The following is an 11,781-nucleotide window of genomic DNA, read 5'->3' on the forward strand; positions in this document are numbered from 1 at the left end:
TGTTTTTAAATGGCTTCATCCCAATATTCATCCGGGGTGAGGCCATTTCTTTGTGCTGAACGATTGTGATGATTGAAGTAATGGATGCCTTCCTCAACTAGCCTGACGAGTTCCTGATAGGTCTTTGCCATCGGGTGTCGCTCCATCCACCGCAACTTGAATTCGTTCCACCAACGCTCCATCGGTGCGTTGTCGTAAGGGGTGCCTGGTCGTGACATACTGCGCTTCACATTGTGGAACTCCAGAAAATGGTTAAATGTTCCTGATGTATATGCTGAGCCGCGGTCTGTGTGCACCAGCGGGTGTACTTCGCCAGAGGCCTCAAACGCCCGCTGGAACACTTGAATCTCTGCGGAGGCAGTCTCGGTATTGCTGAGGTTAGACGAGAGTAAACGGCGTCCATACAGGTCAAGCACGCCACTCAGACGCATAGTGTACTCACCATTCATGCCATACTTCAATTCTGTTGAGTCTGATAACCAGACCTGGTTTGGGCCATCAACTTCAAAGTTCTGGTTGAGTACATTGTCGAGCACGTGCTGTTCACTTTCCTTGCGCCGATGGCGCTTCTTGACACGAATCTGGCAGTGGATGCCCAACTCTCTTTGCACCCGTTTAACCATCTTGACCGTCACCGGAAAGGTAATCTCGGCGTCATGCTGAAGGGCAATTAAGAGGTTGTCTGCGCCAATCCCCTGGTGATGAAAGTCGTACCAGCATTGCGCTCTTTCCTTGAGCTTGGTATCGCGTTGTTCCCAGACTGTCTCGGTGCGTCTGAGCCCCTTATAGTAGGCTTGCCGACTCACGCCGATAAGCCTTAAAAGCGTTGACACGGCACCGTGATTGCCTTGACTGACCTCTCTGATTGCGACGTAGGCCAGTCGACGTTGCTTGTTCACCCCCTGTGCTGAAGTTCCTTGAATTTTTTTACGAATGCCTCCACCAGCTCTTTGTCGGCTAGCTCAGCCTTGAGGCGACGCACCTCCAAACGTAGCTTCTCGGTCTCTGTAAGATCAGCTTCAGCTTTGTGATGGCCCCGGTTATCAACGAGGGCCTCATAACCGCTATCTTTGGCCTTGAGTACCCAGGAACGAGCCTGTTGGTAGGAGACTTGAAAATGCTCCGCAGCTTCGCTGTAGGAGTGCCTGCCCTTGGTCACATACTCGACCACTTCAATTCGTTCTTCGAATGTTGTCTTCCGACTCATAGTAGGGACCTGCTTTCTGAACGGCGATGCTGTCAAAGTCTTGTCCTCATTATACTTGGAAAGCCAATCATGGAGTTGTCTCGCTGACCGCAAACCAAATCGTATAGCCAATTCGCTAAGCGTTCCTTCGCCAGTTTGATAAGCTAAGACCGCTGCCAGTTTGAGCGATGATGTATAGTGCTTATTCTTCCTAGCTTCACTGAGGCCTTCAAGCCCATCACGCGCGTATCGCTCCCGCCACCGTGCAAGAATGTGCTCGCTAAGACCATGCTGATGCTCAAACGTCTTCGAGCTAATGCCCGACTGTGCAAATTCCTCCAGAAAAGCAAGCTTTTCCTCTGCTGTATATCTTGATCTAGGCATACAAATATCCCTCCATGATTGTCAGATGAATTATGATATTTCATCTGACAACCACAAAGGGATTATCGCAAACTTCAATGTTGGGGGATGTTTTTGTCGTGGGTTACTGTTTGACGGCGCGAGAATGACGCGCCGCTTTTTTCGTCGGGAATGGCGCGATTTTGATCTCAGCGCTGACCCGCGTTGTTTCATACGGGAAGTGGACCTCCGAATAGTCGAAGGGCTTGCCCTCCTCGGTGTAGTTGACCTGCTTGATGGCCAGCACTGGGTCGTTTAGCGTGGCCCCGAGCGCTTCAACGTCCTTGGCGGTCGCCTTGAGTGCGTAGACTTTGCGGTGCGAGCCGGCAATCGTGATCCCGTGAGCCCGAAGCGCCGCGTAAATGGAGCCCTTCAGAATTTCTTCCGTGAGGGGCATAATCGCGACGGGCATGATGGTGTGCTCAAACGAGTAGGTGCGGCCATCGACGTAGCGGACGCGCTCGATGACGTAAACCGGCTCGGCGGGGCCGATCATCAGCTGGTGCTGCTCGTCCTCGCTTGCGAGGCGCGCGGCGAAGCTGAGGATCTTGCTGGTCACTTTGCGGCCTTTCATGGTTTCAGTGGTGCCGACCGGTCGATTCAGCGGCGTGAAGTCTGCCTGGCTGCTGCGAAAGTCCTTGCGCAAAAAGGTCCCAGCGCCGCGCTTAGAATACACGACGCCGTCCATGATCAGCGACTGGATCGCCTTGCGCACAGTCAGGCGCGTGGTGTGAAAATGGGCCGCCAGCCATTCCTGGCTCGGCAGCAGGTCGCCTGGGGCGTAGTGGCCGCTGGTGAACATTTTTTTAAGTTCTGCTGTGACTTCTTGGTATTTGTACATGCGGATCATCTTCTGTTCTGCAGTGGGCGTTGATTGCCCAATTCACGTTTATAACCTTTTTTGTCGTGGTTCTCAGTGCTTATTTTACACCGTAAGCGTTCTCGATGTTGATAAAGAAACTAGTGTGATGCAATCGGGCAAAAAAATGAGGCCCCGTCAACGAGTTTGCCAGGGGGCAATTGTTGGCGGGAGCCTTGGGGAAAATTATTCAGTCTGTCGCCCCAGCTTCAGCCACTTGAGATACTGCTCATGGCGCACGAGCGGGGTGGTGTAAAGCGCTGGGTCATTTTCAAGCACATCCTGACCGGGAATGGCTTTGATCACCTGCATGTCTGAACCAGGGTCAGGCAAAATCAGATACCGCCGCTCATTGGTCTCGTCGGCGCGCATCTGGTTGAGCAGGTCCGTCCAAAGCCGTTTTTGCTCGGCAAGCTGATGACTGACATTGCGCGGCGTTTTGCCGTTGACCTTGGTGATCTCGCGCCACTGACTTTGGTAAGCGGCAAAGGTGAGCACGCCCCCGGCAAAGCGTTTGTCGAGCCCCTCGCTGATGTGCAGTAGGCTATTCGCCGGAGCTGCAGCCCGCCACCATTGTGCCATGTTAAAAATCTTCCTTCTCACGTTTTCGGCCTTGTGCCGGTTGGCAGGAGACAGAATCACGAACGGTTGCGGTTCGCCGACCACACTGACAATTTCCCCGATGCGGGCCGTTGACTGGGCGAAGTCGCGGCCGAACGGAAAATAAAACTGGGTGCGAGTGGGCGGGTCTGCAAGGCGCGCCGCGCGCTCACTCTGCGCCTCGGTCGGATTATCCAGGTCGATGTCGGCATACTTGAGCACGTAATGAACCAGATCCAGCTCGCCGAACCGACCGTCCTGGGTCATGATCGTGGCGGTTTGGCCGCCTTCAATCAAGCCTTCAAAAAAGTACCTAGTCATGATGGTTTGCCTCCTCGTAAGAGAGCCATGCTTGTTGTTGTTTTTGCAAACTAGGCGGCACTGGTGGCAAGACGTCAACTGGCCGCCCTGCTGCCAGCCATGCCCGCCGAAAATGCCGCAGTGAGTTGAACAATTCGCGACGGTGCACCGAATCGAGCGTCTGTTTTTTGACGACAGTCGGCTCACGCGCCTTGGCCTTGATCATCACTTGTTTTCCCGGTTGGCCGACCTTTGTATGACGCGGATAGATGAGGCGCGGCTGAGCCCCGACCGTCCGCGCGACATTAAACGGTGCCCGCAATAGATAAGTCGTTCGACTCCCAGCCAAGAGCGCAGGCAGTGCGTTGCGGCGGATCGTCAGCTGCTTGTCATGCATCCGCGCCAGCAGTTCCAGCCAGACCCGGCCTTCTCTGGCAAAAATGCGGTTCTCCTGGTTCTGCAACGTGTTCAGGCTGATCTTTCCGGCCAGGTATTCGGCCCGCCATTTTGCGGCGCGAGCGAGCTGGTTGTCGCGGCGGAGAAGGCCGGTGTTAAAGGCGTGTAAGGTGTTTTGATCGACTGTTAAGATTTCCTGCCGCGTTTTTTGAATGGCTTTGTACTGTTTGGTTTTGGTGATATTCACGGCGGCGACTTGCCCCGTTGCTCGCAGCCGCTCACCTAAGATCCACACGGTTTTCTGCCACGCCACCGCCTGATTGAATTCGACTTGAATCGGCTGACTGGGGATGGCTAGCCGTTCTCCGCGCCTGTCCCAAAAGCTGTCCGCGTAAACAACCAGCATCGGCATGTGCTCAAGCTCGCCGCCGGGATTGATGACATAGTTGATTTGACCATCCATGACCCAGCCTTCGATTGTCAGCAGTACTGGCTTCTGAACCATGATGCGTGCCCCCTCTCAAATGTTTGGGGTCAGTGTAATCCTGGAATGAGGGAAAATAAAATAATATGCTTGAAAACTATTGATCATGGCATCTTGGATAGAACCTGTTGAGAATTGGTGATTAAATTCAAATATTATATTTTTGTTCACGAATACTGTGAAATTTTAGACAAAATCATTTACAAAATTGACAATAAAATATTTGACAGCGTTTCCAACTAGGCGCTATTGTAAACTCGGATGACGGGTGGGTGAGGAAGGAACAACCTCATCAGCACCACCCTGAAACTACCTGGCGATCCGACCTGTACCACAGGGTTGACCAGGCATGCCGAGCCGCCGATCGGTTGGCTAAGAAGCCCATACCTGAACGTATGGGGTCCTTTCAGGACGCATGGCAGGATGCTGCTATCACTTTCCTAACTTAATAAAGCGACCCGAAGCGGCAACGCAACGGGGATAGCAGGCGGGGGAGACCCCGCAATAAAAAGCCACCGGGGAAATCCCGGTGGCAGGGGACACCATTTCGAGAGGGATGGTGTCCTTGGTGTGCGCTCAAACGTCAGTTCATCCAAAATAGAGCAGTATTTCTTGAAAATTTCACGACGATATTTCTGTTCCATCAATATTCCCGATGCTTCAATACATCAAGGTTGATCTTTTAAATCCTGCATGAAATATGGTGAATCATAACACTATTTGTGGAAGCTCTGGTAAACAGCACCAATCAGACCCGCATCGTTTGATAATTTTGCTGGAATGACAGGAATGTCGAGTTCTGTCCGAATCCTATACAGGCTCTTGTGGCGTGTCTTCATGTCACTCAGAGCTGTTGTCAAACCATCAGCAAACTCGGTACTAGCACTTATACCACCGCCAATAAGTATCAGCTCTGGATCAAAACAAGCCATCAGGTCGATTAATCCAACTGACAGATCGTGGTAGAACTCCTCAAGCATCGATTGTGCTAGCTTGTCTCCATCAGAAGCTGCTTTGAAGATGATGCGCGCATCTTTCACCCTGCGAAACCTAGGTTTGATCTGGCGCTTGGCTTTCGTATAGCGTAGGCATAGGCCATCTACCACCGCGCTAGTCGCATTCAACGACTTATTCTCCATATTTTCGGTGAGCGAGAAGTTTTTCGTCACCATCCAGCCAAACTCTCCGGCCATCCCATGCCGGCCTCGATAGATTTGCCCATTGATGACAATGCCGCCACCAACGCCTGTTCCTAACACAAGGCAGAGATAATCGTTGACACCTTGTGCAGCGCCAATCCAGTGTTCAGCGATTGCTGCGGCGTTTGCATCGTTCTCGATCGACACAGGAAGATTCGTTTGTTTTTCTAGAATTGGCTTAAGGTTCACTCCATTAAGGCAAGTGATTGCCCCTGCGGTCATCAATCTGCCGTCGGACTGGACAATTCCAGGACTCGAGATACCAATTGCAGAAATTTGATACCTCTGTTGATAATCCTCAATGGTCTTCATAAGCGAATCTAGCAAGGTATCCCTTGATTTAGGGGTGGGGAAAGCGGTTTTTTCAATAATCTCGCCCTTCTCGTTTACCACCCCCGGTTTGATAGTCGTACCGCCAAAATCAAAGCCAATATACTTAGTCATGATTGTGCTCCTCTGGTGACTGACTGACTAAAAGAGACTGAGTCAAAATCATCCAACTGACATGAGGAATCCATTGCTCTGCCCAGCGCCAATTATCATCGACACCTTCTGAAGGATTCATAATTAGCGCAATATCGGATTCATTCTTAACCCCACTCGTCACACCGTTGACGATGCCGCCGGGGGCGTTAAGAAAGTCATCACGCTCGCCAAAATGATACTGGATATGCTTTTCCCCGAAACCCTCAATCATGCAGACGGAGAATGGATTTTTACCGGCGATCCAGTCGTACTGCGACTGAGCCAAAGAAGCGAGCTTTATCTTCAAATCGTCATTACTTAGACTGGGGATGAAGTCTGCCGCTGCCGCTGCCCATGAGGCAATACGAGCATTCTCTCCCTGCCACCATGGTGCTGCCTTGGTGTGGTGTGGGAAGAAATATTGGACATTTGTTGTCATGTCTGAAGGAAGATTTTTTGTCAACATCAGGGGGTAGTTGAAAGGATCAGAGGAGTGAAGTTGTAAATTAAATTGAGTCGAGAAAAGCTCTTTGAGTAAGTTTGCTGTATGATGACGATCGGCCTGGTTTGGCTCAACTTGCAGATATTCAGCTAAAGTGAAGAGTGGCAACCCTTCATCTGACGGGTGGAAAAATGGCATCTTGGGGGCGACTGCTAACCAATTCACACCGTTGAATTTCTCGATGCGAGCGCTGATTGCCTGTACCAGCTCGCGTGAACGGAGCAGATAGGAGTATGAGTCTGTTGTTTTGTAGAGCTCTAGGACTGCTAATAGTTCACAGTAATCATCGACTAAGTTTCGTTTGCCATCGTTGAGGAGCTGATCATTGTTCGCTTGGAGGTACGCCAGGGACTGCTCAGCAGCTGATAAATAGTCGTTAGAACTATACTCACTGCCTGGATATGGATGGCGAGCTGCAATGGCCAGCGCGGCAATACATGTACCGCCGCCTGAACGTAGAGAGGTTTCATAGTACAAATCAGTTACGTCTTCTTTGTCGGCGGTGCTGGCGTCTCCAAACTGGTCACTTGATCCATGCAGCTCGTAGTTAATCTTTCGAGTGGTTGATGTTAAATCAAACGCGTTTCGGCGCTCGACTGACTTGATGAAGGCACGGCCGGGGACATGACGCCGCATCAGCGAGTCAGCACCGTATGTTGCTTCGTCGAGCATACGGCGGCGTAGCATGACGTACCCGTTTTCCTTTTTTTGTAATAGCTCCAAGCTCTTATAAAAGGCATAGACCGAGAAACCTAATTGTTGTGGATTGTAGTAGCTGGTATGAGATTGATGGGAGGTGTGAACCCCAACGTCTCCTGTGGCGTCAAACCAGCCGCCGCGAACGTCCCAGGTACCTTCTCGAGGACCAGCAAAAGGAGCATTTTTATCTGCTGCCGCCCATTCCCCTGTGGCACGCTGACCTTTGAACCAGTATGTCATGGCGGAAATCAGTTGCAACTGGCTAAACCCGTCATCCACCTTAATGGATGACGTGTAAGTTTGACCGTTGGCACTTACGCTAAGCTGGTAGCGGCCCGGAGTCGTAATGTCCGAAAAATCAGCGGCCCAGCATTTCCCTGTATGCCATTCGGCAATTGAAGGGAACGCTTTCAAATTTCCGGATAAAATCACTTGATCCTCTGAATTTTTGACATCAAAGTTTGCGTCGGGCGTTTCTGCCGAGGATTGAATTACGGCAGTCTTTGAAGCATTAGCAGGATAAGCAATCTCGTTGACAAGAATATTCACAGTTCAAATACCTCCTTTTTCAGCCGATGAATCACAGATAATGCTGAACGACCGTCTTATTGTGGACCTTTGCCGAGAAGTCAGTAAAAATCTGAACGCCTAAATCAACCCCCCTAGCGGTGGTGATGTCCCAGGCCAGAACTTGGAATGGAACTGCTCCAATGAGGGGAAGCTTTTCTGGATCCGAAATAGGCGGAAGTGATAATTCGTTCGCTTTGAGTTTGACGTCAGGAAGGTAATTAACCAGAAATGTATGCTTGGTGTACTCGGACTCATATTGGAAAAGCTCAATTGCTTTTTGAATCACGTCCTTTGGGCCTGGCGTCAGGACGAAGAAGATACGATGTTCAGCATTAACGGCTAAATATGGACCATGCATGAAAGCTTCAAGTTCATTTCCGTCGGAAGGAAGACGAATCACCTCGGTAAACTTTGTCTGCATCTCACTCACTGAGCCGACACTCGGACCATAGGCAATCGAGGAGAACTGCGTCGCATCACACAAGTCTTTTTTGTTAGCCGAGAAGAAAGCTTCGGTTTGTTCAATGGCCTGATCAAACTGGGAAACGATTGATTCAAATTGTTTCAGTTCCTTTGCTTCCTGGGCCTGATCACATGTCTTTTCCAATGCTGCAACCCTCAACCCTAGAAGCATGAGGGTCAAGATTGTTGCCGTGTAGCCCAGAGTCACGTACCCCACCAGCTCGTGACCGGTCTGAATGTCCAGTGTGAAATCAGCTTCTTGGCTAAGTTCCTTGTCGGGCATAGAGGTCACCGCAATACTCTCGACGTTTTGTACGCGCTCAACTTCATGAAGTGCGGAAAGCGTTGAAGTACTTTGCCCGCTTTGAGAGATTGCAAGGACGCGAGTAATGCGTGGATCAATACGTTCAAAGTGGGCGAATTGATAAGGCTGGCGTACATCGAAGTCGCGGTTCGTCAGCTTTTCGACGTAGTATTTGGCACTGAGAGCTGCATTGTAACTTGAGCCTGTCGCAAGAACTAGCCACGGGGTGTCTGTTCCAACCAAAGCCTTGGCCGATTCGTCAAAATGTGAAGGGTAGGAGTCTAAAATTGTTTGTAGTACTGATGATTCTTGACCGATATAGGTTCTCATTGTTGGTTTTGTCATGTATTATCGCTCTTTTCAGTTTGCTGATGGCGGAGTTTTGCCCCACAAGATTCTCGAATGATCAGCTCTGGTAGATGAGTTTGAACGGAATCAAGCTGTTCGTTGTTAATGAGATGGAGTAACTGTTGAACGGCGATTCTGGCTAAAACCTCATTATGCTGATTGATAGTTGTCATCCGTGGAACCATCCACTCAGCGTCAGGGAAGGCATCACAACTGCCAATGGCAATATCTTCAGGGACTCGGAGATGTTGATCGGCGAGTGCCCGAATGGCACCTTGGCCAACGCGATCGTTAATTGCTACAATTGCATCTGGTAGTGGTTTCGTCTTTAACATTGTCGTCATGCTGGAGTACCCGTCCTGGATATAAAAATCGCTTAGCTCAATGTCAGAATTGCTTACTTCGGCATAGATAGACATGGTCTGTTTGAAGGCGGTCAGGCGCTGAGTTGTAATCTTAATTCCAGGTTCACCACCAATGAAGCCAATACGATGATAACCGCTAGCAAGCAAGTGGGTTGTAATTAACCGTGCACCCATGGCCTCGTCTCTTTCGATGAATAGGCAGGAGCAATCTGGATTGGGTTGACCGATAATGACGACAGGGACCTGATCATTGAGCTGATTTAATGCCTTTAGATAATCTTGATCAACTTTCTCACGGTCAATTTCGCCACCGAGTATGATGACACCGTCCACCTGCTTTTCGATGATAGTCTCGAATACTTTGATCTCGTCGGCTGCTGGATTATCAGAATTGCTGTGACCAGCAGTCATCGTGTTGAACATCAACAGTGAATATCCTTGTTCACGTCCGTATCTTTCGATTTGCTCAATCTGCGCAGTAAAGTACGGGTTGGTGATGTCAGTTAGCAGAACCGCAATTGTGTGAGTTTTATTTGAGATCATGCTGCGGGCGACCATACTAGGTTGAAAGTTGTAATCGTCGATAACCTTTTTTACGATAGCTCTTTTTTTATCAGATACAGAAGGACTTTCGTTGAGGACTCGGGACACCGTGGATACGGAAACACCTGCAAGCTTTGCAATTTCCTTGATTGTGATTTTAGGTTCCATGAATGCGCTCTCCTTCTAGTTGGACTGACTTTAGTGTAACCGATTAACATCAAAAAACAAGAAATTTCTGGTAACGTTATCAAAAAATATTCCGCCTTCATATTGACATTCATAGCAAGTTAATATAGCGTTAACGCTGGCGAATAGAATTTGGCAACGTTACCTCAAGGAGCTAATCGATTTGCAAGATACTGATACGGTAATTGCAATTGACGTTGGCGGGACCAAGATCCTCATAGGAGAGCTTACTCCTACTGGTAAAATTCTGGCAACGCAAAGGTACCCTTCTTTGATTACGACGCAGTCTGCTGTTGAGGCGTTGATTGAGGACGACTTGCGTGACTTCTTGGCAAATCACAATTTGCAAGGAAAGCCCAGAGCAATTGGACTGGGGATTGTCGGCCGCGTCGATGCGGACAGAGGCGTATGGGAAGAAATAGATCCAGATAGGGTGGAACCTGTGACATTAGCAGGTGATATTAGTGCTGCTTTTAATCTTCCTTGTGTGATTCATAATGATGTGACAAGCGCAACGATAGCTGAACAAACGCTGGGGGTTGGTAAGAAATATAAAGATTTTGTCTACCTGAATGTTGGAACAGGCATTGCTGCTGGAATTGTTTCAGATAACAAGTTAATCACGGGCTATGACCATGACGCTGGCGAGGTTGGCCACATGGTCGTTGACATGCACAGTAAGGTGTTGTGTAGTTGCGGCAGATATGGCTGCGTAGAAGCCTTGGCATCGGGGCTTGGTATGAGCAAACGAGCAAACTCGTTGTTGAAGGCCTATCCGACTAGCGACATTCGACCAGACAGTGACGGACGCATCAGTGCAGAATCCTTATTCACTGGCTATGATCACGGTGACGAACTTAGCCGATTAGTCGTTTCGGAAGCGGCGCACGCTCTGGCTGAGCTGATCATGAATTTAACTAAGACGCTCAACCCCCAAGCCTTCGTTCTTGGCGGAGGTGTGATGACAAAGGGTTGGATGTTGCGTGAGCTTGAGCGTGATCTTGTACCCGAAACGATGCGCTTTATAACCGGTGGGGTTGAATTAACTGATCTTGACCCCAGCACTATCGCACTAGAGGGCGCGGCAGTGGCTGCATCTCGCCTGTATTAAGGCTATTGCGCCACTTGAATCGACCGACAATAAAGACCTTCACTTCTTGGCGTACGGAAGTGAAGGTCTTTATTGTCGTTATTTCCCTAAAACAGGGAAGTCTTGGAAAACGCCTTTGCCAACCCACTGGGGTGTGACCGCAGCGAGCCGATTGATCATTGACTGTAGTGCCGCTGCAATGACAACTGGAGTTAGAAGAGCTTCGCGTGGCGCGGATAGGTAAAGCGTATTAGCTTTGCTGCTAGGAGAATCAGTGGAGATTGAATAGCAGTGATCGATGTAATCTCGTAAGTATTTCTCTTCGCGACGGATGTATCTTGACCGACTCTTGTTATAGTTAGGGGTGTCAATAAAAATGACACGATGATCGATGTTGACCTCTCGGTAAGCACCTGCGCTATATTCAACTGGGTCGTACGCCGTACACGGAAGAGTGCATTGCTGCGCAAAGTGGCTAGCGGCCATTCTCGCCATGGCCAGATTAATGTCGGCCGCAATCAGTGTCATCTGATAGCCTTCTTGCCAGTCGAATCCAAATCGATCGAAGAAGTCATCTCCGCTTTTCGCCGCTGACTCAGCCTCGGCTGATAAAACCGTTAATGAACGGTCGAGCTGTTCGGTCTCGGGACAGAACAAGGACGCAAGTTGCTGGGTTGCGTCACAGACGAATAACGGATCGCCTTCATCATGTGGCACGCTGAACTGAGCGACTTTATTCACGTCCCTCAATTTTCAAGTCAAGTGCAACGATGATAACGAATTCTTGATAGTGGTCTAGGCTGTTACGCCATGCATCGGTA

11 protein-coding genes are annotated in these 11,781 nt (G+C 49.7%); 1 reads left to right on the top strand and 10 read right to left on the bottom strand.

What is annotated here, in order from left to right; translation table 11 throughout:
- Positions 1-5: 5 nt before the first annotated feature.
- The 9 genes from EKM86_RS08635 to EKM86_RS08675 form a co-directional block, all read right to left on the bottom strand.
- Complete coding sequence (locus EKM86_RS08635; protein WP_125757064.1) at positions 6-899, bottom strand: IS3 family transposase; 894 nt, start codon at positions 897-899, stop codon at positions 6-8.
- Positions 896-1,570: a helix-turn-helix domain-containing protein gene (locus EKM86_RS08640; protein WP_125757066.1), complete on the bottom strand. Its 675-nt coding sequence runs from the start codon at positions 1,568-1,570 to the stop codon at positions 896-898. The genes EKM86_RS08635 and EKM86_RS08640 overlap by 4 nt, the downstream gene beginning before the upstream one ends.
- Positions 1,571-1,673: 103 nt before the next feature.
- Entirely contained in the window at positions 1,674-2,429 is a 756-nt protein-coding gene (locus EKM86_RS08645; protein ID WP_125757068.1) for a GntR family transcriptional regulator, read from the bottom strand.
- A gap of 204 nt (positions 2,430-2,633) precedes the next feature.
- On the bottom strand, positions 2,634-3,368 hold the full coding sequence (locus tag EKM86_RS08650; protein WP_125757070.1) for a hypothetical protein: 735 nt from the start codon (positions 3,366-3,368) through the stop codon (positions 2,634-2,636).
- The gene (locus EKM86_RS08655) at positions 3,361-4,248 is read right to left on the bottom strand and encodes a hypothetical protein (RefSeq protein ID WP_125757072.1); all 888 of its coding nucleotides are present in this window, start codon (positions 4,246-4,248) and stop codon (positions 3,361-3,363) included. Before EKM86_RS08655 ends, EKM86_RS08650 begins: the two co-directional genes overlap by 8 nt.
- Positions 4,249-4,943: 695 nt before the next feature.
- A complete protein-coding gene (locus EKM86_RS08660; RefSeq protein ID WP_125757074.1) occupies positions 4,944-5,870 on the bottom strand; it encodes an ROK family protein in 927 nt (308 codons plus the stop codon).
- On the bottom strand, positions 5,863-7,641 hold the full coding sequence (locus tag EKM86_RS08665; protein ID WP_125757076.1) for a glycoside hydrolase family 9 protein: 1,779 nt from the start codon (positions 7,639-7,641) through the stop codon (positions 5,863-5,865). Before EKM86_RS08665 ends, EKM86_RS08660 begins: the two co-directional genes overlap by 8 nt.
- Before the next feature lie 31 nt (positions 7,642-7,672).
- Entirely contained in the window at positions 7,673-8,773 is a 1,101-nt protein-coding gene (locus EKM86_RS08670) for an SIS domain-containing protein (RefSeq protein WP_125757077.1), read from the bottom strand.
- A complete protein-coding gene (locus EKM86_RS08675; protein ID WP_125757079.1) occupies positions 8,770-9,852 on the bottom strand; it encodes a LacI family DNA-binding transcriptional regulator in 1,083 nt (360 codons plus the stop codon). The genes EKM86_RS08670 and EKM86_RS08675 overlap by 4 nt, the downstream gene beginning before the upstream one ends.
- A 181-nt stretch (positions 9,853-10,033) precedes the next feature.
- Between EKM86_RS08675 and EKM86_RS08680 the strand changes: the two genes are divergently transcribed.
- Entirely contained in the window at positions 10,034-10,981 is a 948-nt protein-coding gene (locus EKM86_RS08680; RefSeq protein ID WP_164506230.1) for an ROK family protein, read from the top strand.
- 78 nt (positions 10,982-11,059) lie between these two features.
- Here EKM86_RS08680 and EKM86_RS08685 read toward each other — a convergent pair whose 3' ends face one another.
- Complete coding sequence (locus tag EKM86_RS08685; protein ID WP_125757083.1) at positions 11,060-11,701, bottom strand: phosphoheptose isomerase family protein; 642 nt, start codon at positions 11,699-11,701, stop codon at positions 11,060-11,062.
- Positions 11,702-11,781: the final 80 nt, after the last annotated feature.

The organism is Lacticaseibacillus hegangensis (assembly GCF_003946465.1).
GTDB lineage: Bacteria > Bacillota > Bacilli > Lactobacillales > Lactobacillaceae > Lacticaseibacillus > Lacticaseibacillus hegangensis.